This is a genomic window from Pelagicoccus sp. SDUM812005 (genome assembly GCF_031127875.1).
GTDB lineage: Bacteria > Verrucomicrobiota > Verrucomicrobiia > Opitutales > Opitutaceae > Pelagicoccus.
In genome coordinates this window covers 131,255-155,865 of the sequence record NZ_JARXIA010000017.1, presented here as the reverse complement: position 1 = coordinate 155,865, position 24,611 = coordinate 131,255, and the positions used below count along the sequence as shown (strand labels likewise).

18 protein-coding genes are annotated in these 24,611 nt (G+C 61.6%); 9 read left to right on the top strand and 9 right to left on the bottom strand.

Annotated elements, in window-relative coordinates; all coding sequences use genetic code 11:
• Both QEH57_RS18645 and QEH57_RS18640 read right to left on the bottom strand, forming a co-directional pair.
• The gene (locus tag QEH57_RS18645; protein WP_309008291.1) at positions 1 to 1,422 is read right to left on the bottom strand and encodes a tetratricopeptide repeat protein; all 1,422 of its coding nucleotides are present in this window, start codon (positions 1,420 to 1,422) and stop codon (positions 1 to 3) included.
• 21 nt (positions 1,423 to 1,443) lie between these two features.
• Positions 1,444 to 2,721 carry a VCBS repeat-containing protein gene (locus QEH57_RS18640; protein ID WP_309008290.1) on the bottom strand — a complete coding sequence of 426 codons (1,278 nt, stop codon included), beginning with the start codon at positions 2,719 to 2,721 and terminating at the stop codon, positions 1,444 to 1,446.
• Between the two features lie 201 nt (positions 2,722 to 2,922).
• On the opposite strand from QEH57_RS18640, the gene QEH57_RS18635 reads away from it, so the two are divergent.
• Positions 2,923 to 3,276: a hypothetical protein gene (locus tag QEH57_RS18635; RefSeq protein WP_309008289.1), complete on the top strand. Its 354-nt coding sequence runs from the start codon at positions 2,923 to 2,925 to the stop codon at positions 3,274 to 3,276.
• Between the two features lie 139 nt (positions 3,277 to 3,415).
• Here the strand turns inward: QEH57_RS18635 and QEH57_RS18630 are convergent, their stop codons facing one another.
• From QEH57_RS18630 to QEH57_RS18620, 3 genes are read right to left on the bottom strand one after another with little or no spacing between them, the layout of a single operon-like run.
• Entirely contained in the window at positions 3,416 to 4,507 is a 1,092-nt protein-coding gene (locus tag QEH57_RS18630) for a lipocalin-like domain-containing protein (protein ID WP_309008288.1), read from the bottom strand.
• Positions 4,504 to 7,089, bottom strand: coding sequence for an FtsX-like permease family protein (locus QEH57_RS18625; RefSeq protein ID WP_309008287.1), 2,586 nt, complete (start codon positions 7,087 to 7,089; stop codon positions 4,504 to 4,506). Before QEH57_RS18625 ends, QEH57_RS18630 begins: the two co-directional genes overlap by 4 nt.
• Positions 7,090 to 7,091: 2 nt before the next feature.
• Entirely contained in the window at positions 7,092 to 7,778 is a 687-nt protein-coding gene (locus tag QEH57_RS18620; RefSeq protein WP_309008286.1) for an ABC transporter ATP-binding protein, read from the bottom strand.
• 190 nt (positions 7,779 to 7,968) lie between these two features.
• On the opposite strand from QEH57_RS18620, the gene QEH57_RS18615 reads away from it, so the two are divergent.
• From QEH57_RS18615 to QEH57_RS18595, 5 genes are all read left to right on the top strand, one after another.
• Positions 7,969 to 8,421 carry a DUF4174 domain-containing protein gene (locus QEH57_RS18615; RefSeq protein WP_309008285.1) on the top strand — a complete coding sequence of 151 codons (453 nt, stop codon included), beginning with the start codon at positions 7,969 to 7,971 and terminating at the stop codon, positions 8,419 to 8,421.
• Complete coding sequence (locus QEH57_RS18610; RefSeq protein WP_309008284.1) at positions 8,421 to 9,803, top strand: MFS transporter; 1,383 nt, start codon at positions 8,421 to 8,423, stop codon at positions 9,801 to 9,803. The genes QEH57_RS18615 and QEH57_RS18610 overlap by 1 nt, the downstream gene beginning before the upstream one ends.
• The gene (locus tag QEH57_RS18605) at positions 9,800 to 10,543 is read left to right on the top strand and encodes an SDR family oxidoreductase (RefSeq protein WP_309008283.1); all 744 of its coding nucleotides are present in this window, start codon (positions 9,800 to 9,802) and stop codon (positions 10,541 to 10,543) included. Before QEH57_RS18610 ends, QEH57_RS18605 begins: the two co-directional genes overlap by 4 nt.
• A gap of 13 nt (positions 10,544 to 10,556) precedes the next feature.
• Positions 10,557 to 11,099: a lipocalin family protein gene (locus QEH57_RS18600; protein WP_309008282.1), complete on the top strand. Its 543-nt coding sequence runs from the start codon at positions 10,557 to 10,559 to the stop codon at positions 11,097 to 11,099.
• A 79-nt stretch (positions 11,100 to 11,178) separates the two neighbouring features.
• Complete coding sequence (locus QEH57_RS18595; RefSeq protein WP_309008281.1) at positions 11,179 to 12,255, top strand: mechanosensitive ion channel family protein; 1,077 nt, start codon at positions 11,179 to 11,181, stop codon at positions 12,253 to 12,255.
• Positions 12,256 to 12,677: 422 nt separating this feature from the next.
• Here QEH57_RS18595 and QEH57_RS18590 read toward each other — a convergent pair whose 3' ends face one another.
• From QEH57_RS18590 to QEH57_RS18575, 4 genes are all read right to left on the bottom strand, one after another.
• Positions 12,678 to 15,119, bottom strand: a complete 2,442-nt coding sequence (locus QEH57_RS18590) for a hypothetical protein (RefSeq protein ID WP_309008280.1) — start codon at positions 15,117 to 15,119, stop codon at positions 12,678 to 12,680.
• Positions 15,120 to 15,316: 197 nt separating this feature from the next.
• The gene (locus QEH57_RS18585) at positions 15,317 to 18,376 is read right to left on the bottom strand and encodes a transglutaminase domain-containing protein (protein WP_309008279.1); all 3,060 of its coding nucleotides are present in this window, start codon (positions 18,374 to 18,376) and stop codon (positions 15,317 to 15,319) included.
• Positions 18,373 to 19,440 (bottom strand): DUF58 domain-containing protein, encoded by a 1,068-nt coding sequence (locus tag QEH57_RS18580; RefSeq protein ID WP_309008278.1) that lies wholly within the window; start codon positions 19,438 to 19,440, stop codon positions 18,373 to 18,375. The genes QEH57_RS18585 and QEH57_RS18580 overlap by 4 nt, the downstream gene beginning before the upstream one ends.
• A 68-nt stretch (positions 19,441 to 19,508) precedes the next feature.
• Positions 19,509 to 20,453 (bottom strand): MoxR family ATPase, encoded by a 945-nt coding sequence (locus tag QEH57_RS18575; protein WP_309008277.1) that lies wholly within the window; start codon positions 20,451 to 20,453, stop codon positions 19,509 to 19,511.
• Positions 20,454 to 20,776: 323 nt separating this feature from the next.
• Here QEH57_RS18575 and QEH57_RS18570 point away from each other — a divergent pair, with 323 nt between their 5' ends.
• From QEH57_RS18570 to QEH57_RS18560, 3 genes are all read left to right on the top strand, one after another.
• Positions 20,777 to 22,552 carry a hypothetical protein gene (locus tag QEH57_RS18570; protein WP_309008276.1) on the top strand — a complete coding sequence of 592 codons (1,776 nt, stop codon included), beginning with the start codon at positions 20,777 to 20,779 and terminating at the stop codon, positions 22,550 to 22,552.
• A 122-nt stretch (positions 22,553 to 22,674) separates the two neighbouring features.
• Entirely contained in the window at positions 22,675 to 23,871 is a 1,197-nt protein-coding gene (locus QEH57_RS18565; protein WP_309008275.1) for a glycosyltransferase, read from the top strand.
• Positions 23,872 to 23,956: 85 nt separating this feature from the next.
• Complete coding sequence (locus tag QEH57_RS18560) at positions 23,957 to 24,598, top strand: DUF2959 family protein (RefSeq protein ID WP_309008274.1); 642 nt, start codon at positions 23,957 to 23,959, stop codon at positions 24,596 to 24,598.
• Positions 24,599 to 24,611: the final 13 nt, after the last annotated feature.

Sequence of the window (24,611 nt, the reverse complement as noted above, 5' to 3'; positions counted from 1 at the left end):
CTAGCGGGGCGGAGCTTGTCCGAACTGCTTCTGGTACCTGGATTCCAGGGCGGCGACTTCGTCGGGGCGGATGCGGGCTTGCTGGCGGACTTGGGCGAGCCATTTGTCGGCCGCTGGCTGGTCGGCGCGCAGGATGGCGTCGAAGACCATGGTGGTGAGAGCGATGGGGTTGTTGGGTTCGCGGAGGAGGGCTTCGCGCATCTGGGCGATGCCTTCTTCGATGCGTTCCTGGGCGAGGTAGGCTCGGGCGAGCTCGATGTAGCCGACGGCTTCGTGAGGGCGCAGTTCTATGGATTTTTCGAAGTAGGGCAGGGCTTGATTGAAGCGCTTGAGGGCGAGCAGGGCTTTGCCTTTTTCGATGTTGAGGGAGGGGGAGTTGGGTGCGGCGCGCAGGGCGGCTTCGAGGGTGCGACGGGTGAGGGTGGGGCTTTGGCGGCGCTGGGCGATGTCGATGAGGGCGAGCCAGGCGTCGGCGTAGTCCGGCTGGAGTTCGACGCAGCGGCGGTAGTGCTCTTCGGCGCGTTCGAGGTCGTCAAGGGCGAGGTAGGCGCCGCCGATTTGGTATTGGAGGGTGGCGTTGTCGGGATCGAGCTCGACGGCTCGCCGCATGTAGCGAAGGCCTTTTCTGAGGTCTCCTTGGTGGGCGACCCAGCCACCGGCGATGGAGACTTGGTAGGCGTCGTAGCAGTCGTCCATGAGGGAGAGGGACCAGGGGTCGGGAATGTCGGCGTAGCTGCCCCAAGCGGTGTTTTGCAGGACGCGGTTCTCCAGGTGGGGGAGGTTGAGCTTCTTGTAGACGTCGCCCAGGAGGTCGGCGCCGATTTGGTAGTTAGTCGTTTGCACCGCTTTTTCCAGATGGGTTCTGGCGAGGGGGTAGTCGTCGCGGGCGATGGCGACGCGGGCGAGCCCTACGAGGGCGTAGGCGTTGGCGGGGTCTTGGGAGAGTGTTTTCTGGTAGGCGGATTGGGCTTCTTCGAACTTGTTTTGCTTAAGGAGCGTATCTCCGAGGCGGATACGGGCGGGGGTATAGTCGGGGGCGAGCTCGCTGGCGCGAGCGAAGAGGGGACTGGCTTCTTCGAGCTGGCCGTAGCCGGCGAGGATGCGGGCGAAGAGGTAGGGCCAGCGGGCTTGGTCGGGCTCGGCTAGAACGAGGGCGGCGTAGCATTGCCAGGCTTCACGGGTGAAGCCGTTGGCATGGTAGAGGCGGCTGAGGGTGGCGAGTCCTTCGATAGGGGTGGGGCCTTCTTGGGCTTGTGTGGTCGCTTTTTGGATACGGGTGAGCAGCTCTTGGTTTTCGATGGAAGCGGGGATGGGGGGAGTCGCTTCGGAAACGAGGGCAGCGGTCTTGCTGGACTTTTGCCAGAGGAGGAATGCGGTAGCCAAGCCGGCGAGCGCGAGCAGGATGGGGATGAGTTTCTTCAAGGGGAAAGGGGTGGGGTGGGGTTATTGGGGCCGCCAGATCATGAAGCGGCTCATGCGTTCGTAGGGTTGGTAGGCGTGAAGTCCGCCGGAGACGATGCTGTAGCGACCGCTGCCGTCGAAGTCTCCGGCGTCGATGCTGAGGAGCTGGATGGGCTCGTGGGCGAGTACGGTGGCTTGGAAGTTCATGCGTCCGTCGTTTTCGTAGAGCATGAGGGATTCGGCTTGGGGATTGGACCAGTCGTTGAAGCTGGATAGGGCGAGCAGATCCGTATCGCCATCGTGGTCGATATCGAGGGCGACTGGCGAGTAGGCGCCGCCGAGGTCGGCGATGCGGTGGTACTTGAAGTAGCCGGAGCCCTTGTTTTCGAGCCATTGGATGCCGTGCCAGGGGCGGGGCCCGGGGACGGGGTTGGGGCCGAAGCCGTCTCCATTTGTGAATACAAGGTCGGGTTTGCCGTCTCGGTTGAGGTCGGCGGAGGACATGCCGGATACGGCGTAGTCGTCGTTGGCGGAGCCCCAGATGACGCGGCTTTTCTTGAAGCTTCCGTTGCCGTCGTTTTCGAAGAGGTGGATTTCTTCCCACTGTTGGGAGACGAGGGCGGCGAAGTCGAGCCAGCCGTCTCCGTTGTAGTCGTCGACGGTGACGTTGATGGTGCCGGAGAGTTGCAGGACGGTTTGGGACTCGAAGTTCCAGTTGCCGAGGTTTCGCATCCATCGGACTTCGCCTTGGTCGTATCCAAATTGTCCTACGACGAGGTCGAGGTCGCCGTCCTTGTCGAGGTCGGCGGCGCGGGCGTCGGTGACGCGGTCAACTTTTTCGAGCAGGATGCGTTGGGTGAAGTTTTGGGAGCCGTCGTTTTCCAGCACCATGAGGGTGCCGATCTTGTCGTTGTTGGGGAAGACGATGTTCATGCAGGAGACGAGCAGGTCGAGGTCTCCGTCGGCGTCGAGGTCGTAGGCTTCGGCGTGCACGGGGGCTTGAGCTTGGGTGGCGATGACGATCTCCTGGAAGCTGCCGTCGGGGAGCTGGCGCAGCCAGATCACTTCGCTGTCTTTGGCTTCGCAGCCGATGGCGTCGAGGCGGCCGTCTTGGTCGAGGTCGACGGCACGGACGTGGGTGACCCAGGGGCGTCGGTCTCCGATGGGGGCGCCGATCTCGCTGCCGGCGAAGCGCTGGAGGTCGACTTGGGTTTCGGCCTTGGGGGGCGGCGGGAGCTGGAGGTCTTCCTTGGAGGGAGCGCAGCCTCCGAGGGCGAGGAGAGCGGCGGCGATGCTGGGGAGCGTGGGGCTTATTTTCATAGGAAAGCGGGATGGTGGAGCAGGATCGTCGCGGTGTGAATGGAGAATTGGAGTTTTTTTTGCGGCGGAGCGGCTGGGGCGGCGCTGCGTTTTTTTGATCTGTAACATTTAGTTTCGAGGGTTGGCGCGGCCGTTGCTTTATCCGGGGTGCTTGGAGAACGAATCTCCCGGCGAAACTAAAACCAATTGAAAGGATATCAAATGAGCACGCACGCAGTTAAAGGGACCACAGTTGTAAACGGAACTTCCACCGTTGCGGCCCGACAAGCGAGCGACTTGAAGATGTCATTGAATCGACAGTTGATGGGGCTCCTGGACGCGACGATGCGCGAGACGTGGTTGCCGATGGGCTTTCGGGTTTTGGTGGTTCAGGAATTTCCGGCCATGAGGCGAACGCTCGAGAAGGGCCACTTTCGCAGCACGGCGCTTCGCTCCTATGTGGAGAGCTTGTTGGAGGAGGCGGAACCGTACCGCGTCTTCGCCAAGCGCTCGGCGGCCCTGCTTGCGCTGCGCGGCTTGCAGGCTGACTTGATGAGCGCCGAGCTTGCTGCCTAGCAGGTTGTATCGAATTTTCAGTTACGGGGTATAGTGGGTCGTGGCGCTGATGTGGCGCTGCGGCCCATTTTTTTTGTTTCATCGCCCAAAGCGGCGTTGCGGGGCGGATTCCACTGCTTTTGCGGATGAACGCAGTTGTTTAGAATTTTCCGTTGAGGGATTCGCTGTATCCGGTGAGTTCGGTGTAGGCGAGGCCGATGCGATTGCCGTTTTCGTCGAGGACTTGGCAGGTGCCTTCCCAGTAGACGAATTCGCCGATGCTGCCGATGAGCTCTTGGTCATCGGCGTAGGGTTTGATGCGCAGGCTTTGGTTGGCCCATGAAATTTCGTATTCGACGGGGTAGGACGCTCCGGACTTTTCGCTGCTCCAGTGGCGGATGGGCGTCCAGCGGAAGGCGTTGCCTTTGTATTCGGTTTTTTGGCCGTCGGGGGCGATGAGGGTGAGGCGTGAATTTGGGTCGATGGCGCCGTCTCGGCGGCGCATGACGTAGGCCATGAGTTCGCTGCCGTCGTCGAGGATGAGGCTGCTCCAGTTCCAGCCGATCTGTTCGGAACTGAGCTGGCTGGAGCTGAACTCGTGGTCCATCCAGGCGAGGCCGGTGAGGGGCGTCGAGGTTTGCTGATTTTTGAGCGTGCCGGTGACTTCGAGTCGAGTGAAGGTGATGTAGTGGCTGGCTGCTCCTTTTTCGTCACCTTTTTGCGAATAGCCGTTTTCGCCGAAGAGGGTTTTGGGTTTGGCGGGGGTGAGGGTGAGGTCGAAGCTGCCGATGTCTTTGAGGGAGAAGCGGGTTTTCATTTGCTCGCTTTTCGGGTCGAGCATGCGGAGGTACCAGTTTCCGTTGTAGAGGTCGAGGGTTCCGCTTTGGGCGGCGGCGTTCCAGTCGGCGGAGTTGAGGCGCTCTTCGTGGAGGAAGCGTCCTGTGCGCTTGTCGGTGACGGCGGCGTGGGCGAGGTAGATTTGGGTGGCGGGGGAGGTCGGACTGTCTTTTTGGGCGGAGCGGAAGAAGGTGATCTGGAAGCCGAGGGCGTGTTGGGGGGAGTCGAGGTGGCCGGTGATGTACCACCATTCGGTTTTGAATTCCGGGTGGCTGCTATGGTCGCGGGGAAATTCGAGCTGGGCTTCGGGGCGGGCGATGGCGAAGCCGGTATCGGCTTCGACGGGGAAGGGCTCCGCAGGGCTGGCGGCGGCGAGGGCGAGGCTGCAGAGCAGGGTGGCGGCGAGCTGTTTCATTCTTCGGTTTGCAAGGGGAGCTTGGCGGACCAGCGGCCTACGAAGTAGGAAACGGTTCCGGCGCCGGCGAGGGTGAGGAGGCTGAGTCCGGCTAGGGTTATCCAAGGAATGGATACATGGAGGGTCCAGCCGAAGGATTGCTTGTTGATGATGAATACGAGGGTCAGTCCGAGCAGGCAGCCTAGGAGGAGACCGGCCAGAATTCCGAGGCTGGCGAGGGCTAGCCCTTCCCAGAGGCTGGAGCGGGCGATGGTTTGCACGTCGAAGCCGATGCGCTGGAGGGTGCTGATTTCGCTGCGACGCTCGATGAGCAGGGAGGCGAGCATGGAGCCGAGACCGACGACGGAGATGAGCAGCCCGATCGCTTCGAGGGCGTAGGTGATGGAGAAAACGCGGTTGAAGATGCGCAGGGTTTCTTCGCGAAGCCAGCGGTTGGTCATGGTCAAGAGGGCGGGTTGGGCTTCGCGGAGCTCGCGTGCGTAGGCGTCGATTTGCTCGGGGTTTTCGAGGTGGAGGGCGACGGCGCTGGGGCGGGCGGTACCGGCTATGTTTTTGAAGGTTTCCTGATCGATGGCGAGGCTTCCGTTTTCGTTTCCGTAGTCGGCGATGACGCCGATGATGCGGAGTTCCCGCGGCCCTTGGGCGGTGGGGAGTTGGAGGGAGTCGCCAACGCCTTTTTGGAAGCGGCTGGCGAAAGCTTCGTTCACGGTGGCCGTTTTTCCGTTTTTGAGTTCGAGGAGATTGGTGGGGCGTTTGATCCAGGTGGTATGGTCGATGCGGTGCAGGTAGTCGGTGTCGAAGCCGATGAGCTGCGTGGGCAGATTTTGGATACGTGTCGATGTTCGATAGATCACGCCGGAATCGCTGACGCGGGGATCCTGTGTCAGCTTTTCGATGATTTTCGGGCTGATGCCGGGAACCTCGTGCGAGGCGCTGACGGATTTCGGGCGAATGAAGAGGTCGGCCTGCAAGGTGTTCCCGATCCAGGCCCGTACGGTTGATTCGAAGCTGCCGATGAGGAAGATCATGGAAGCGGTCATGCCGACGGAGAGGATGACGCCGGCGAGGGCGAGGCGGTGTCGGGTGACGGGAAGGCGAAACTGGCTGAGGGCCAGACGGAGGCTGGGTGAGCGCTTGCCAAGTTTGAGGCAGAGCTTTCCCATGGATTCGAGGGCGAGGGATGCGAGGCTGGCGACGAGTCCTATGAGGGTGATGGCGAGGGCGTAGCCGCCGACGGGAATGGCGTGTCCGTTTTCGGCTCTCAAGGGTGGTATCGAGTAGGCAACTACGGAGAGGATCGAGAAGGCGAGGGCGGCAAGCCAGTAGGACTTTCTGGAATAGCTGGAGCGATGGTTGCCTTGTCGTATGGTTTCGACGAGGGGCGCTCGGGCTGCTTGGCGAGCGGGCCACCAGCCGGCGAGGATGCAGAATAGGATGGTGAGGAACCAAGCGAGAGCGGCTTCGGGGATCGAGTATTGGTGGGAGATGGTGCCGGCGTTGTAGTATAAGGTGTTGATGGTTTGGCCGACCATTTCGGTGGAGACGCGGGCCATGGCATCGCCGAAGAGGAGACCGAGGCCGCCGCCGAGGAATCCGATGAGGCAGGCGTCTGCGAACCAGAGGAGGCGTGTGAGCTTTGTGGATACGCCAAGGGAGTGCAGGGTGGCGACTTCGCCTTGGCGGCGGGCGACGGTGCTGTCCATCGCTTGGAAGACGAGGCAAATGGCGACGAGGAGGGAGAGGACGGAGAGGGCGCGGAGGTTCATGCGCAGGGCGAGCGTCATGGTGGCTCCGGTTGCTTGGCGTTGGCGTTGGGATTCGATGACCCAATTGCCGGGATTAGCGTTCTGGAGGCGTTTGAGGGCGGCTTCGATTTCGCCGGCGGATGGTTCGGGATCGGTCCAGATGATGTCGACGCGGTTGGCGTGCAAGGGTTTGGAGAGCAGCTCGCTGAGGTCCCGCCAGTCCATAACGAGCACGTTGGAAGCGGCTTGCCTCTCTTGCTGGAGCTGGGGGAGTTCTCCGATCCAAGGGAGTTCCACAAGCTGGTCTTCGAGGTAGAGGCTGAGGGTGCTGGATGTGTCCCAAGAGAAGGCCCGGGACGTTTCGGCTTGGGCGTAGACGCCGCGAGGGCGTTCTTCTGTGGCGGGGCTGGCGTTGAGGAAGGTTGATTCTGCGTGATGGCGGAGGAGGAAGTTGGAGGCGGCCAGGAGGTCCATGCCGATCACGGTGAAGATTTCTTGGGAGGGGGAGATGTCGGGGCGGTTGGCGAGACGGGCGCTGGCGACGATTTGGGGAACGAGGGTGGCTTCCGTATCGAGCAATGCGATACGCAGGGCGCGGAGGTCGGCGAGGGAAAGTTCGGCAAGCGAGGGCGTGACTACGAGCTGGCTTTGGCCGGAGACGGTTTGGGCGAACTGGTCGAAGCTTTGGGTCGAGGCTCGGTTGGCTAGGCCAATAGCGAGGAAGGCGCCGGTACCGAGGGCGACGATGGATACGAGGAGGGTGAGCTTTATCCAGTGGCGTATCCAATAGCGGATACCGAAGCGCCAGAGCAGGCTGGCGAAGAGCGAGAGGTTCATCGCTAGTGGTTTGGGGCGGCTGTTTCGGTGAGGGCTCCGTCGACGAGGTGGAGCTGGCGTTGGCAGATGCTAGCGGCTTCGTCGCTATGGGTGACCATGAGCAGGGCGGCACCTTCCTCGTCGGTCAGTTCGCGCAGGAGTTGGAGCACTGCGGCGCCGGAGCGGCTGTCGAGGTTGCCGGTCGGTTCGTCGGCGAAGAGGATAGGCGGGCGGTGGGCGATGGCTCGGGCGATGGCGACGCGCTGCATTTCTCCGCCGGAGAGGGCGGCGGGAAAGGCGTCGGCGCGGTGGCTGACGCCCATGCGTTCGAGCAGGGCGTCGACGCGTTCGCGGCGTTGCTGCGAGGGGTGGCCGAGGAGCTGGAGGGGGAGTTCGATGTTTTCGCGAGCGGTGAGGGTGGGCAGCAGGTGGAAGAACTGGAAGACGGTGCCGATCTTTTGGCGGCGGCAGTGGGCAAGTTGCTCGGCGTCGAGCTGGTCGAGTCGCTCTCCTCCCAGCCAAATGCGACCCGAGTCGGCGGGCAGGACGCCGCTGAGGCAGTGCAGCAGGGTGGACTTGCCGGATCCGGAGGCTCCGAGGAGGGCGAGGCGTTCGCGAGGCTGGAGCTGGAGGTCGATCGCGGCGAAGAGGGGGCGCGGGCCGAAGGCCTTGGCGAGTTGCTCGCAGCGAAGCGGAGGTGGAGTGCTCATTTTTAGGATTTAGTTATTGTGAATCATGCATGAATCACGTAAAGCTGTTCGTTGTTGGTTTTTGTATGGCGATATTGCCCGTTGAATTCAAGAATGAATTAGGTATGAATAACTTTAGTCAATTGAAGAGGCGTGGGAGAAACGGGCATTGCGACGAGGATATCAGAGCGCGCGGGGAAAGGAATACGTGATGGTGCGGTTAGGGATGTTTTTGTTGGCGGTGTTGCTGCAGGGGCAGCTGCTGGGAGAGGCGGAGGCTGAGCGTTCTCTGGAGAGCGTTCGGTGGGAGCATCGCGTTTTGGCGTACGTCGTTTCGTCGGAGGCAGAGCGGATCGAGCTTGAGCAGGCTTTGGTTCGTGGGGCGGAGGCCTTGGAAGATCGGGACCTGCTGTTGGTGAGCTTGGGTGAGATCGAATTGGAATGGGATCGTTCCTTTCGGATGAGCGCCGAGGAAAAGTCGCGGTGGAGGGAGCGGTGGCAGATCGAAGAGGGCGTGAGCCAGTTCGTGTTGGTCGGCAAGGATGGCGGTACGAAGGCTTTTCAGAAGGGGGAATTGCAGCTCGAGCTGCTTTTCGAGCTGATCGATAGGATGCCGATGCGGGCGGCGGAATTGAGGGATCGCGAGGGCCGCACGGAAAAGTGATGGTCGGAATAGCTCTAGCAGGAGAGACGAATCGAAGCCAGTGGTTGAAAGCTGGATACGGATCTGCGGAGGTGGGCCTCGTCTCCTTGGAGGTCATGTTGCAGGTATATCTGCTGGAGCTCTACGTCTCTGCGGGGTTGCGTCCGGCTTTAGTGGGCTTGGCTTTGGCTTTGGCGGTGTTTTGGGATGCGGTGAGCGATCCAGCCATGGGGGTGCTTTCGGATCGGACCCCGGCGCGGGGAGCTCGGGGCAAACGTCTTGGATATGTCTTGTTGGGTGCTCCCTTGATGGCAGTGGCGTTCGTGTGCCTTTTTTCGCCGAGCGCGGATGCGGACGAGACAGCTCTCTTTTGGCAACTTTTGTCGTGGTATCTCATTTTGAATACAGCTTTCACCATGGTGGCGGTACCGTACCTCGCTTTGATCAATGACTTGGCGAAGGGCTCGAGGGATCGAGCGGGCTTTTTCGCATGGAGGTTGATTTTCAGCGGGGCGGGTTTGATCGTGGGCTTGTCGATTCCGCCGTTGGTGGCCTACTTCGCTGGGGTTCGTTTGGAAGAAGGGGCGGGGGCGCTGTTGTTGGAGAATCGCAGCGAGTCGGCTTGGTGGATTGCGGGGGTCGGGCTCTTTTTCTCGATGGTGGCGGTGGTAACGATTTGGCGGACTGCGGGTAGTTGTGTGTCGAATACGTTTGGAAAGGGAGGGAGAATTTTGGACGGGTTCAAGTCCGCCTTTGCCTCTCGGGGCTTTCGTTGGGTAGTGGTTGCGTTTGTGTTTATCGCGATGGGGCGGGCTGTGAATGGGAGCCTTGCCCTTATCTTCTACAAGGGGACCTTAGGGTTCTCGGATGGGGAGGTGGCGTTGGCTTTGATCGGCTTGTCGGTGACGGTGATGGCGGGTACGCCCCTTTGGGTGAGGTATGGGAAGCGATTTGGAAAGCTACGCTTGGCGGTTTTCGGCTCCCTAGGGCTGACGGTTATGACGGCGGTCGCCTATCCCCTGATGCCGCCGCAGAGTGTGGTTCCAGTATTGTTAGTGGTCGTGTTTGGCGGGCTGGCGGCGTCGAGCGTGGTCCTGTTGGAGGCCTTGTTTTCCGATGTGGTGCAAGAGGATGGGGATAGCTCGCAGCTGTCCTTGAACGGGGCGTACTACGGCCTTTGGCGCACGGCGACGAAGATGGCTCGGGCCTGCGGACTCGCGGTTTCGGGTGTGTTTTTGTGGGCGATCGGTTTTGAGGAAGGGGGCGTCGAGCAGGCTTCGTCGGTTTACCGTTCGGTGGCCTGGGCTTTTGGGCCGGGGGTGGCGGTGTTTTTTGGAGCGGGAACCTGGGCGCTTTGGTTCATGCGTCGGGAGGGAATTGTAGTGGAAGGAGATTCGGTATGAGCGAGAAAAATTGTTTTGTGGTGGTGGGAGCGAACGGGGCGATCGGGAGCGCCTTGGCTCAGCGTTTGTTGAAGGCACGGCATGCTGTGGTGGCTGCGGTTCGGGATGAGGAAAAGGCGCGGGAGAATGCTAGCCTGGAAGGAGCTCTGCTAGTTGAGCACGAGGCGACTGATTGGAATGCGTATCCAAACCTTTATGACAAGGCGGAGGATGCTTTTGGTTCGATTGATGGGGTGGCGGTTTGCGTGGGCTCGATTCTCTTGAAGCCGGCCCACTTGACTGGGCGGGAAGAGTTCGAGTCGGTGCTTTCGTTGAACCTGGCGAGCTGTTTCGCGGCGATTCGTTCGGTGGCGAAGCGCATGATGAAGTCGGGTGGTTCGATTGTATTTTGTTCGTCGGCAGCTGCCCAGCGAGGGTATCCGAACCACGAAGCGATCGCTGCAGCCAAGGCGGGAGTGATTGGATTGACGCTCTCGGCAGCGGCGACCTATGCCAGCTATGGGATTCGGGTGAACTGCGTGGCTCCGGGCTTGGTTCGTTCGAAGATGTCGGAGCCGATAACGGGCAATGAAATGGCGTTGAAAGCGTCGCAGTCGATGCATGCGCTTGGCAGGATCGGAGAGCCCGAGGAGGTGGCGAGCGGCATGGCGTGGCTGCTCGATAGGGAGCAAAGTTGGGTAACGGGGCAGGCGATCGGCATCGATGGCGGCCTTGGTTCGTTGTTTAGCAAGAAGCGTTAAGGGAGGAAGCGTTATGAAGTGGATTTTGATTTTGGGACTGGTGGCGTTTGCGGGCGTCTTGCTGTTGGCGTGTCGGAAGAGCGGCGGGGAGCGGCCGAACCAAGTTTTGGCGGAGTACGTCGACTTGGAGCGCTTTATGGGGACGTGGTACGTGCATGGGTACACGCCGACTCCCTTGGACAAGAACGCCTACAATGCGACGGAGACCTATGAGTTGGAGGAGGATGGCAAGATCCAGACCACTTATCGTTTTCAGAAGGGCGGCTTCGACGGGAAGTGGAAGACGATGAAGCCGCGGGGTTGGGTGCATGATACGGTTAGCAATGCGGAGTGGCGGATGCGTTTCTTCGGAGTCTTCACGGCCCCCTACTATATCCTGTATGTGTCGCCGGACTACAAGGAGACGGTGATCGGCCATCCGGACAAGGACCTGGCCTGGGTGATGACGCGTTCCGCGCAATTGGGGGATCGGGACTACGAGCGGCTGCTGCTCGAGTTGGCCCGCCGGGATTACGATTTGTCGAAGGTGGAGCGGGTTTCGCACAGCGAGCTGTAGATCTGTTTTGCGGGGAGGGGGCAGCCGTTGCCTTACGTTTGAGGTTGGCAGGAGCCCCGGATCGGATTTGTTTTGGTGGATGCCCGATCCTGCCGAAATTGTTGAGTCCTTTCCGAGCTTTTTGCCCTTGTTGATCACGTTGAGCGTGGTGGCGGGCATTTTGTTGGGGACGCGCTGGTACTTCACGAAGCGGGAGGCCAAGTTTGGGAAGCACGACAATTTCACGCGTCCTATCGTGATGCTGGTGATGACGGCGTTTGCTCTGGTGGCGGTCATCATTGCCCTTCCCTTGGACAACGGCACTAAGGATCAGCTGTTGGGCTTGTTCGGTTTGGTGATGACGGGGATCATCGGCTTGTCTTCCACGACTTTCGTGGCGAATGCGATGGGCGGTTTGATGATTCGTTCGATCGGGTCTTTTCGCTCGGGGGATTTCGTACGGGTGGGCGATACCTTTGGCCGCGTCTCCGCGCGGGGGCTTTTCCACACGGAGATCCAGACGGAGGATCGGGATCTGACGACTTTGCCGAACCTATACCTGGTGACGAATCCGGTGACGGTGGTGCGCAGCTCCGGGACGATCATCTCAGCCAGCGTTTCCTTGGGCTATGACGTGCATCAGGCGACGGTGGAGCCCTTGCTGTTGGAGGCGGCTCGCAGCACGGGCTTGGAGGATCCCTTTGTGCGCGTGATGGAGCTGGGCGACTTTTCGGTGGTTTATCGGGTGGCGGGGCTTTTGGTAGAAGTAAAGCATTTGGTGAGCCGTCGTTCACAGCTGCATATCAATGTTTTGAATACGTTGCACAATGCGGGGATCGAGATCCTGTCGCCCAGCGCGATGATGCAGCGGCCATTGAAGGATGGACAGCAGATCATGCCCAAGTCTGCGCCGATTCCAGTCGCTAACAAGCCGCCGGAGGACGTGCCGGAGCAGCGGATCTTCGACAAGGCGGAAGAGGCGGAAACGGTGGAGCGCTTGGTGTTTCAGCGCGATCAGCTTGTGAAGGAAAGGGTTGAGCTCGAGAAAGGTTTGAGCGGGCTGCCGGATTCGGAAAAGGAAGTGGCGGAGAAGCGTATACAGTTTTTGGAGACGGAAGTTCAGCGGATCGATGCTCACCGGGAAGCTCTTGAGGGGCCGAGCAAGGAGGGGGCATAGATGGTGGGAGGCTTTTGTTGGGGGGAGCGTTGCCTGAGGAGGCAAGGAGGATTTGTGAGGTTGAGTTGATTGTAAAGTGGTCTGACCACTATAAGGAGTGGTCAGACCACTGGAGGTTGCTTTTGCTTTTTGAGGGCATCGCCAGAAGCTGGGGAGTAGCTGTGGGGAAAGGTGAGGGGTATTTTGAAGGGCTGCGGCTTGCGGCGTGTGGCAAGTTTTTGTGGCGATGCGGGGTGTCGCGAACAGCCTTGGAGTTTTGGACTACGTCTCTCTGGGTGACAGCGTTGTGGGATCCTGCAATGCGGTCGCGGGCTAAAGCTCCGCGCTACGGGATCCTGCAATGTGGGATCGGGCTTTCGCGTTTGCGGCCATGCCTGTGGACAATGAGGGTGGCCTCGGAAGCTCCGCGCTACGGGGGGGGATTATTCGGTGGTGAGGGTGGGGGCTTCTTCGGGGGATGCTTCTTCCTCGATGGTTAGGACTTCGGATTCGGCTTCGAATTCTAGGATCTTGTCCATGAGGATGTGGGCGGCTGCGAGATCGTCGTCCCAGGAGAGCGCGTAGAGGAGCTCCGTTTTGGCGGCGTCGTACTCTTGGTGGAAGTAGTAGAAGTAGCCGAGGACGAAGTGGGCCTTGAAGTCGCGGGGATAGCGTTCCACCCACTGCTCGAGTTGTTGGGTGTGTCGCTCGAGATCTTCGGAGCGTGAGTAGATCTCGCTCAGGTTGACGTAGGCGTCGGCCCATTCGGGGAAGAGGTCCATGCCGCGTACGATGTCGTCGAAGGCGGAGCGGTAGTCCTTGACTGCGATCTGAGCTTGAGCGCGGGCGAGGTGAATGAGCGCGTTTTTGGGCTCGCTCTGGCTGGCTCGCTTGAATTGTACCAGCGACTCGTAGTAGCTCCCTTTGGCGAAGGCGGCGTAGGCTTTGGCGAGGGTATTGCTGGAGCGGAAGATGTCGGTGGGGGCACCGCGGTCGAGGTACTCTTGGTAGGCCCAGTCGGGGATGTTGCGGTTGCGGTAGTCTCCGAGGTCGACGAAGAAGTAGAGACTGTCGGGCCGGTTCATGGTGTAGTAGCTTCTTGGGTACGCGTGCCAACGACCGGAGAATTGGTAGTGGCCGCAGTTTGAACTGTGTACGTGTTTGTCGGAGCTGACGATGAGCCAGCGCCCTCCGTCGTACATGTGTTCGCAGTGGTCGGTGTGCACGTGGGTGTGGGGGAAGTCGTGCCAGCGGTTATCGTAATAGTAGTGCCCGCAGCCGGGACCGTGGATGTGGTAGCAGGAGGTGTTGTGCCAGAAGCCGTCGTAGTAGTAGTGCCCGCAGCCGATGTGGTGGCGGTGGCGGCTGCCGGAGTAGGTGAGCCAGACCCCGTTGTCGTAGAAGTGGCCGCAGCCGATTCCGTGGACGTGGCCGATGGAGAAGGAGATCCAGGCTCCGGAGTGGAAGTGGTGTCCGCAGCCGTCGTGATGGCGGTGGGCGCGGGGGAAGTCGTGCCAACGGTTGTCGTAGAAATGGTGTCCGCAACCGGCTCCGTGGCGGTGGTGGTGCTTGTCTACGTGGTGATGGCGCGTGGTGTGGTTGCCGTGGCGATCGTTGCGGGGATGGGTATCGGTGCGCTCGTGTTTGTTGCGCTCTTGCAGTTGTTGCTTGAGGGTGGTCTTGGGATGGGCGGCGGTTCGCTGGTGGTCGTGCTTGTGGTCGTGGGAATCGCTTTTGCTTTCTACATTGCGGAGGGCTTGCTGCCGTTCGCGTTCGCGTCGCTGGGCAACGGTGGTCTGGGTGGAGCGGCGTCGGTCGATATAGACGGTGCGGGCTACGTCGCGATTTTCATGGTAGCTTTTTTCGACGGTTTGCGGGCGGCTGGAGCGATTGGTCCTTTCATTCCTTTGCGGACCGATGTGGCTGCTCTGGACGTGGTCGCGAGTGGAAGTCCGCGTGGCGGCAGCGCGTGTCGTATTGACTGTTTGGGTACGGGTGCGGGTGGAATCGATGCTTTGGTTGCGGGATTGGGAGGCGATATTGGGGGAATTGGCGCTGCGGGAGTTGCGGTTTTGCGAGTCGCGATTGCCTCGGGAGGCGGAGGATACGGTTTCCCGGCGGGAGCGGGTGGAATCGGATTCGGCCCGGCTTTCGCTGCGTTGGGGGCCGACGCGGGTTTGGGTGGCCACGTTGCGGGGAACGGTAAGGGTGGGGGCAGTGCGAGGTTGGGTCCGTTGGACGGTGGTGGTTCGGGTCGTGGTCGTGCTGCGGGGTTCTTGGGTCCGGCTAGCCGAGGCTCGGTTTTGTGGAGTCCGATGGGTGTTGTTGTTTGTGGTGGCGGTGGAGACGCGCCGCTGTTGCGGCGTGGTGCGGCTCGGCGTGGCGCGAACTTCGGGGGCGCTTCGGACGGGGGGCGTGGTTCGTTGGCTGACGCGTGGTTGGCTGACGCGTGGTTGGCTGACACGAGGCTGGCTGACGGTGGGGGCGCTGCGAGTGGGCGGGGGAGTGCGAGTGGCTTGGCTGCTGGAGCGGGAGGGGCTCTGGGGGCGGGGAGGCGTTGGGCGTGGGGCGGGTTGGGCGCGACGGTGGGAATCGTTCGAGCTGTTGGAACTGGAGCGGGTGGAGCTGGAACTGCTGCGGTTGGAATTGCGGCTGTTGTTGTTCGAAGGGGGTGGAGTCGGAGGTGGAGTGGGGCGCGCTTGGGGGCGGCGTTGGGGGGCGCGGGAAGTGGAGCTTTGGGAAGTGTTGGACTTGCCTTGGGTTTCGCGGGATTTCCCGCCGGCTTCCAGGGCGCTGTAGGGGAGGGGCAGGAGCAGGGCGGCTAAGGCGAAGACTAGGAAGGCTTTAGGGGTGGCGAGAATGCGGTGCTGAGCGGGTGTGTGCATGGTTCGATGGGTTCCGTTTTTTGTGGGCCTTGCTGTCTCTTTAGGGTGGGTGAGGCTGGTCTCGTCGCGTGTTCGCATGGGGGCTGCGTTTCGACGCGGAGCCTAGTGAACAAGAGACGATGGCGCTGCGCCCTCTATTCACTAAAAAGCGGGAAAAGAACGCGGGGTGGCGGGCGCTGCGGATTGTAGAAGCGGTTCTACTTTTTCTTTCGCTTGGCCAGTAGGGCTACTTTTACGGCGAGGTCTTGGACCATGAGGGGGCTGGTTTCGCGGCCGTAGCGTTGTTGGGAAAGGGATTGGCGGGTCTCGATCCAGATGGGGTCCTGGGATAGCTCGTGCTCTTGCAGGAGCTGGTCGAGCTGAGCGAGAAGGCGCCCTGCTTGGTGGCGGAGCTGGAGTTCGGGAGTCGCGGCCTGTGGTTTCTTGAAGCGCATGAGGTAGGCGATGCCGGGAATTACGATAGCGAGGATGGCGAGCAATGCGAGCCAGGGTGGGTCTTGTTTTTCGGCGCTTGCTGGTGGAGTTGCGCTTAAGGCGTCGTTGGCCTGCGAAAGGGGAGTTTCCGGTGGCGGCGCGACACGTGGTTCGGATTTGGGGGACGTGAGGGTGGATTTCGTGGAGGAGGGAGGGATGGAGTCGGACGGGGATGGCGGGGCGTCTTGGGAAAGGGCGGACTGGACGAGGCTGGGGCTGGGGCGCGGTGCGGACACGGGATCCTGGGCGTTCCTTTCGGGGAGCGAGGGAGTTGAGGCCGCGGGAGGAGCTGCTGGGGCTGTTTCGTAGGGCGAAGCGAGGGCGTCTTCTTCAGGCGTTTCGGGGTCGACGGCTTGGCTTGCTCGCTTTTCGCTGAGCAGGAGCTGTCGGAGGCTCTGCGGGTTTCGGTCGTTTACGTATTGTTCGGCGCGGCGAATTTCGGCTTCGCTTATTCCGGGGGTCGGGTCGAAGCGTATCCATTGATTGGATTCGTCGAGGTATTCGACCCAGGCGTGGGCGTTGCGCTGGCGCATGATGAAGCGTAGTTCCTTGCTGTCGAATTCGTCGGAAGCGAAACCGCCGACGACGCGGGCGGGGATTCCCCGGCTTCTGGCGAGCAGAACGAAGGCGGCGGCGTAGTTGGAGCAGAGGCCGGGGCTTTTGTTTTCGAGCCAGCGGACGACGGCATGGCCGGGGCCGGGGGGAATGTCGACGAAGTAGGAGTAGGGGTGTCGATTTGCGAAGTAGTTGCCGAACCGATACGCGAACTGGCGGGTGGGCGAGCGGCTGCCGCCCACGCGTTTGGCTAGCTTTTCGAGATAGTTGCGATCCTCTTCGCGGAGCGGGATTTCGAGCATGCGTTGGCGATAGGCTTCGCTGGCGCTTGCCTTTGTTCGGTCGCGGTCGGTGACTTCGAGGTCGGCTTCGAAGACGCGGTAGGTGAGCGGCTCGGGGGAGCGTGGGGCGATGGCGACGCGTTCTTCGGGGTAGATGTTGAGGGTGGTTTCTTCGTAGACTTGGATCCGTCCGAAGGATTCGGGAAGCGGGAGGGTGGCGCTGCGTCTGCGGTCTGCGGTTATGGTGAGGGAGCTCGCTTCGCTTTTGCTTTGGCGAAAGCTGCGTAGGACGAGGGGGCTTTGGGGGTCGACGGGGATTGTGACGCGTCCGTCTTGGCCGCGGATGGCTCCGAGACCGAATCGGTCGACTGTATCCAGTACGTTGCTACGAAGGTAGAGGCGCCTTGGGGCGGCACGGGTAGAGTCGAGCTTGACGATGGCGAGGGCTTCTTCGTTGAGGAGGGCGGATACGTCGCTGCCTTCGAGGTTGAGGGCTTGGGTGATGGCTTTTTCCGGTTGCTCGAAGGCGTCGAGAAATTGCTCGAAGTCTTCGGTTGGGGAAGCGGGGGAGGCGCCGGGGTCGGGGCTTGTTTCGGAGCTGGAGGCGAGATCGAAGTTGCTGGCGGAGTCGGGAGTGGCGAATTCGTCGGGGAGGGCGTCGCCGTAGCCGATTCCGTCGGGGATGCCGGGATTGAGGCCGGCAGGGGTGGGCGGGTTGCTGGGGTCGAAGCTTCGGCCGCTTTCGGAGCGGGGGCCCGGTTCGGACAGGCGGGGAAACTGGGAAGCGATGTTGCCAGGCGTGGCGGGGGAGGGAACGCGGGAGCTGGAGTCGCCGGCTCGGTTGCGGGCGAAGGGGCCGAGTCGGTATTCGTAGTTGTCGGGGTCGTAGGGGCGGGCCTGGCGTTGCGGGGTGGCGGAGCTTTGCTCGGTTGCGGTAGGGCGGTCTTGTCTTTCGTCTGGGAGGGGCGAGTCCTCGCGAGGGGTGGATTTCCAGCTTTGGGCGATTTGCTCGGCCTTTTGCTTGAAGAATTGGGGATCGACGATCTTGCCTGCGGCTTCGCTTAGGGCTTCGTCGTCCAGGTTCGAGGCTTGGGAAAGGACGCTGGCTTTTTGGGCGATGGATTGGGCGAGGTAGGGGGCGTCGCGGGGTAGGAAGTCGCCCCAGAAGGGGACTTGCAGGGTGGCTAGGTAGAGGAGCGCGGCGAGGAGGAGAGGGGTCGCGGATAGGAGGCAGGTGGTGAGCTGCTTGCGGCGCGGCCGGGACGGTGGGCTGAGCAGGGTGGCGGGTTTGACTTGTTCGTTGGGGATTTTCGCGAGTTCGTGGTTGCGGATGAGGAAGGCGAGGATGGGGAGGGTGGAGAGGACGATGCCGAGGCTGAGGGAGGTGAAGCGGAAGCTGGCCACGAGGGCGAGGAGAAGGCCGAAGATCAGCTCGGGGTGCGGGTGGTCCTCGCTGTTGCGGAAGCGGGGCGAGAGGGCGATCTCCATGAGGCCGACGAAGGCGAGGCTGAAGCCCAGTTCCTCTAGGGGGGCTTCGAAGTGGAAGTAGAGTACGATGTTCCGGATGAAGAGAAGGAAGGCGATGGCTGCGATGCTGGTGACGCCGCGGCTGCCGCCGTAGCTGTAGTGGTTGAGGGCGGCCACGAGGGCGACGCCGAGCACCAGAGCGACGGGCGTGTAGTAGTAGGCTGAATACGGTTCGGGCCAGAGGGGGAGGAGGGCGGCGAAGTAGGCGACGAGGGTGAAGCTTGCTTGGGCGGCGTAGCGCAGGCGTTTGGGAATATTGGGGGATAAGGCGGAAAGGGCGATGGCTCCGAGCCCGACGAAAGCGGCGAGTAGCAGCTTTTCGGATACGATAGAGAAGGCGATTAGGGCTGAGCTGAGAGCGAGCCAGTAGCTTAGGTTTATGTCGGGGCGGCGCCAGAGCTTGTTGTTGGGAGGCGTCATTTGCTTGCCTCCTTTTCGAATAGGGGAGCGGATTGGGGGGCGAGGAGGATTTGGGAATTGGGGGCGGGAAGGATCCAGAGATGGAAGCGTCGCGGAGGGATAGGAAGGTCGGGCGTTCTGGGGCTGGGAGCTGAGGTGGCGAGGGCGTCGTAGAAGCGGATGAGCTCGCGGTTGCTGGTGAGAGGGTAGTGGGTGTGGTCGAGGGTGATCCCTTGTATGACTTTGCGTCGTGAAAGTTCGGATACGAGGGTGGTGACGAGGCGGAGCATGCGTTCGAAGGCTAGCTCGCTTGGCCAGAGTTCCTTGGAGGTTTCGAGGTGGAGCTCGTAGCGTTCCTGTCGTTCGTCGCGGGGTTCGATGATGGTGAGCTTGTCGAGCTTGGCGGAGAGCTTCCAGTTGATGCGAGATTTGGGGTCGCCTGGATGGTAATCGCGGATGCGGGCGGCTTCGATGGTTTGGGAGTGGATGGATTGCTCGCCGGAGGTTTCGAAGCGGAAGCGGGGCGGGTCGTTGAGGAGGGAATCTACGTCGAGGGGAGAGGGGCGTGGCCAGGCGATGATTTCGGGGGAGGTCGATCGGGCCTTGGATTGGGCGAGGTGGAGGGCGAAGGGGAAGTGGGAGCGTGGGGCGAGGGCTTCGAGGTGCCGGAGTCCTCGGACTCCGAGGGTGGGGTCGATGCTGAGGGATACTTCTTGTTGGGGGTAGACGAGGCCTTGGAATTGGAAGGTTTGGGCGCGGCGGGTGTTTTTTTCGCGAACGGTGACGCTAGGGTAGTAGATAGGGAGGATGCGGTTTTGGTTCTTGAGGTAGAGGCGGGCGTCAACGGGTTCGCCGCAGCGGGCTCGCAGTTGCTTGGTGGAGAGGGTGAGCCGCAGGCCGGAGAGGGAGGCGCGGGCCAGGCGCGATGAGGAGGCGTAGACGGCGAGTAGGGAGCAGGCGGCGAGGGCGAGTAAATCGATTTGCAGGAGGAGGTAGGCGACGAGGGCGAGGATGCCGAGGCGCAGCACGACCCGCCCGGAGTCTTCGGGGGCGACGGTGATGCTGGGCGCAGGGGCGGGGGACATTTTGTTAAGTGGTGAGGAGCGTGGCGGATTGTGGGGTGGGACACGGAGCGCGGCGCTCGGTTCGGGGGTTAGTCTTTTTGGTGGGGTTGGGGGATCTCGGTCAGGATTTCGCCGATGAGGTCGGCGGCGGCGTGCCAGTCGAGGTCGAAGCCGTGCCGTTCGTGGAGCCGGAGGCGGTGGGCGAGGCAGGGCTTGGCGAGGCGGCGGATGTCGTCGGGGGTGACGTAGTCGCGGCCGTCGACGAGGGCGGCGGCTTGGATGGCGGTCTTGAAGGCGAGGGCTCCGCGGGGGCTGACTCCGACTTCGACGGCGTGGTGGTTGCGGGTTTTGGTGACGATGTCGTGGATGTAGTCGTAGGTGGAGTCTTCGATGAAGATCTCTTTGGCGAGGGCCTGGAGGTCGGCGATGTCTTGTTTTTCGACTACGGGGGCGATGTCGATGTCGTCGTAGTGGAGGGCGCCGGAGCGCAGCATTTGCTTTTCGGATTGTTCGTCGGGGTAGCCCATGGAGATGCGCATGAGAAAGCGGTCGAGCTGGGCGTTGGGGAGGGGGAAGGTGCTTTCGAAGTCGACGGGGTTTTGGGTGGCGATGACGATGAAGGGTCGCTCGATGGGGTAGGATTCTCCGTCGACGGTGACGAGCCCGCGCTCCATGGCTTCGAGGAGGGCGGATTGGGACTTGGGGGAGGAACGGTTGATTTCGTCGGCGAGGACGACGTTGGCGAAGATGGGGCCGGGGTGGAAGACGAAGCGGTTTTCCGGCTTTTGGTAGATGGAGACTCCGATGATGTCGGAGGGGATGAGGTCGGAGGTGAATTGGATGCGGTTGAAGGCGCTGTGCAGGGCACGGGAGAGGGCGTAGGCGAGGGTGGTTTTTCCGACGCCGGGGACGTCTTCGATGAGGACATGGCCGCCTGCGACGAGGCAGGTGATGACTGAGTCGATGGCAGCGGGCTTGCCGTGGATGTGGGTGGTGAGGGATTCGCGGATAGCGACGATTCTTGGATCGGGCATGTAACGAGAGTGAGGGTTGAGGCGGGTTGGGTGAAGGCTGAATTGCGGAGGAGATGGGAGTTTGAGCGGCGCAGGCGCTTAGGCAGCCTTGGGCAGCGCGGGGGCGTGGAGGGTGGGCTTGCCTAGAGGTCCGGCTCCGGGGTCTGTGGGTAGTCTAGGGGGAATGCCTTCGTTTGGGGCGTGGGGTGATTGAGTTCCATTCTCTAAGGCGGAGGGGTTTATCTCGAAAATGTCAGTTTGTCTGGGGTGAAGGACTGAGGGGAATGCGGGCGGCGACGTTGAGGAGGAAATCCAGGTCCGCGGGCGGGCCTGGGCCTTTTGCCATGGTTTCATCTGTTTCCTTTTCGAACGCGACTATCCGTTATGCGCCGACTTCCTATCAGAGTCGGATGGGGTCGAGCGGGCACAAGTCCGAGGGGACGGACGGCTATCGCGAGCTCTTGTCGCAGGTTTGGCGCTTGCGCAAGGAGGTGTCGAATATGGAGGAGGCGATGCGGGCGGAGGTGAAGTTGGCTGGCCGCGGAGGGAAGAGCGCTGCTCAGGTAGCGTCGTCGGACGTTTTATCGATTTCGACGGCTGCGGCTGCGGCGACGCTGCGTTCGCGGGAGGAGGTCAACACGGAATCCGGCTTGAACACGTCCCATGCGACTCCCTCGCCGGCTTTCGAGGGAGCTTCGACTTCGCAAGCGACGATTGGCGGAGCCTACGATGGCAGTTCCGGCAACGATACTTTGAGCTTCACGGTCACGAAGGCGGGGAACGTGGGCGGGCCCAACACCGGGGCCTTGGGCCTCTTGCCGGCCGACTTGGAGCTGGAGGTGCGGGACGGGGCAGGGGAATTGCTCGATACCCTCCAGTTTACGGAGGAATCGGTTCCGGACACGGAGATGGCTCTGGGGAACGGGCTGACCGTATCGTTTTCCGCCGGTTCGTTGGAGCTGGGGGATTCTTTCGACTTGGGGGTGGCCCATTCGGTCGCGGGGTCGGCAGCGATCGACGAGCCCATGAACGGCCGAGGCGGAGACGACGCGAATTTCGATTTGGGCGAGCGGGTGGTGGACGGTTCCTTCGAGGTGAATGGGGTGAGCATTGCGGTGAACGCCAGCGACAGCATCCGGGAGGTGCTCGAGCGGATAACGGCGTCGGCTGCGGGGGTGTCGGCTGCCTTTGACGCGGGGAGCGACGAGGTGGTTTTGACCCATAAGACGGTCGGGGCAGCCGGAAACATCGTGCTTTCGGGCGACAGTTCCGGGTTCTTGGCGGCGAGCAAGCTGTCGGGGGCAGCCCAGGTGGATGGGGAGGACAACGAGTTTTTGGCTGCGATCGATACTGTGGGAGCGCTGTCGGGCCTGAGCTCGGGGACCTTTTACGTGGAGGGGCAGGAGTTCAGCATCGATACGAGCGTGGATTCCCTGTCCGACATCCTCGACTCCGTCAACGAGGCCCAATTAGGGGTGAGGGCGGCTTACACGGGGAGCCGGATCGTCTTCACGGCGGAGGAGGCGCAGAACTCGTTTAGCTTGGCGGAGGGCACGAGCGGCTTCTTTGCCGCGTTTGGCATCGAGGTGGGCTCCTTCAAGCCTGGGGAATTGAGCGGCCCGGCAAGCGGGGTGAGCCGTCCGGGCAAGTCCCCGGGAAAGGTGCGCAGCGCCAGCCAGTCCATCGAGAAGCGCTTCGGGGCCTTGAAGGAGCGGCTGCAGGAATTTTTCGGCGAGGAGTTGGGAGGCTCCGCTTCGGCCAAGGCCATGCGGAAAACCTTGCGTTCTTCGATGGGGTCCGCCTTGCGCGGGGTTTTGCGGGAGTCGCTGGACCTGAGCGCGTCCCAGGTCGGGCAGGGGACGGTGGATACCGGCTTTGGCCTGGTCTTCAATTTCGATGCGAACGGAGGAAATCCGTTCCTCGATTTGCGGGAGTCGGAGATCTTCGAAGGCGTTCGCAGGAACCAGGGGGAGGTGAAGGAGTTCCTGTTCGGCAAGAAGCTGGGGAAGGAGCAGCAGGGCTTCTTCGCAGCGGTGGATGCGGCTCTCGCGGCGAGCCAGAAGAGCTTGGCCTTAGTGGCAGGAGAGAGCGTAGGCACCTTGTTTGTGGCGTACGCTTGAGGGGGCGGAAGCCTGGCTGCGGAGCCCGGCAGGATTCGGAGCTTGCCGGGTTTTTCGGGTGGTGGCAGATTTTGCGACTTTGTTTTCCGGAGCCCCTCCGCTGGAGAACGCCGTGGTCACACATGAGAATTTGCCTTTTTACAGATAGTTTCCTGCCTTACATATCTGGCGTCAGTTCAGCGGTTTACAACCAGGCGAACGAGATGGCGCGGCGGGGTCACAGCGTGAGCATTTTCCATCCGCGGGCTAGCAAGGCGGATTCCTTCGAGACGATTCCCGGCTTGGATCCGAGCGTGAGCGTGTACGGTCTGCCGTTTTCGGTGCCGACTTTCAACATTCCCAAGCTGCGCTGGTCGATGCCCTTGTTCCTCTACTCCTACCGGCGCCTGCGGGAGGATCCGCCGGACGTGGTGCATGTGCACACGGAGTTTGGCTGCGGGCTGGAAGGGATGCTGCTGGCTCGCTGGAAGGACGTGCCGATCGTGGGCACTTTCCATACCTTTTTCGCGGAGCCGGATTACCTGCGGCAGTTTTACCTGCCGGCCTTTGGCTGGACGCAGAAGTTGATGTGGAAGTACTCGGTAGGCTTTTTCAATCGCTGCAACCAGATCGTGAGTCCGTCGAAATCGGTGCGGGACCACTTGGTTTCGCGGGGCATGTTTCGTCCGGCTACGGTGCTATCGAACGGGATCGAGCGGATGACGCTGCGGGCTCCGGAGGAGATCGCGGCGTTTCGGAAGTCGTTGGGGATCGAGGACTTCGCGTTCATCTATATCGGACGCGTCTCGCCGGAGAAGTCTCTGGAGGTGGCCCTGGAGGCCTTTGCCTTGACCTTGGAGGCGAACCCGAAAGCCAAGTTCGTCCTGATCGGCAACGGTCCGGGGGACGAGGCGGTAGACGCCAAGATAGAGGCCTTGGGCATTGGCGACTCGGTGGTGCGCACGGGACGCATCGAGCGCGACGTTTTGATGAAGCAGAACTATCCGCTGCTCGGGGACGTTTTCGTGACGGCCAGCAAGACGGAGAACCAGCCGGTCAGCATTTTGGAGGCTTTGGCCTTCGGCTTGCCCTTGGTGGGGCCGCGGGCGAAGGGGATTCCCGAGCTGGTGGACGACGGGGTGAACGGCTTGATTTTCGAGCCGGACGACGTGCGGGAGATGGCGGAGCGAATGACGCGCTTGATGGAGGATCGGGAGCTGCACGCTCGCATGCGGCAGGCCTCGCTGGATACGGCGGCGACGCATGACCTGCAGAACGTGGGAGATCGCCTGGAGGCTATCTATCGCTTGGCGATCGAGGAGAAGGCCCGGGAGATCTAGCTGCAGGGGGTTGGATTTTTGGCTCTTGGAGCGGGAGCGGGGATTGGAGATTGCGAAGCGGGCTGTGTGTCCCTAGGGGTGGAGCATGAAATCATTGCCGCTGCTGTTGACCGCCTGTTGCCTGGTTTTGTGCTCCTGCCAGAGCGCCTACTACGGAGCCATGGAGAAGTTTGGCGTGCACAAGCGGGACATCCTGGTGGACCGCGTGGAGGAGGCGCGGGAGGCGCAGGAGGAAGCGAAGGAGCAATTCGAGAGCGCCTTCGAGGAATTTTTGGCGGTTTCGGAAGTGGACGTGGGAGAGCTGAAGGCAGTTTACGATCGTTTGCAGGCGGCTTTCGATGCGAGCGAGGCAAAGGCGAAAGCGGTGCGAAGCCGGATCGAGGCGATAGACGAGGTTTCGAAGGCTCTTTTCAAGGAGTGGGAAGGGGAGCTGGAGCAGTATACGAGCCGGGAGCTGCGAGCGGTGAGCGCGGGTCAGCTGGAATCGACGCGGGAGCTATCCAAAAACTTGATACAGGCGATGGATAGCGCCGCGGCGAAAATGGATCCGGTGCTGAATGCCTTTCGCGACCAGGTGCTGTTCTTGAAGCACAACTTGAATGCTCAGGCCATTGCGGCCTTGAACAAGACTTCCTTGGCCTTGCGCGAAGAGGTGGAGGTCTTGATCAAGCAGATGGAGGCTTCGATCGACGAAGCGAACGCCTTCGTGGCCCAGATGCGATCCTAGCTGGGGCGTGAAC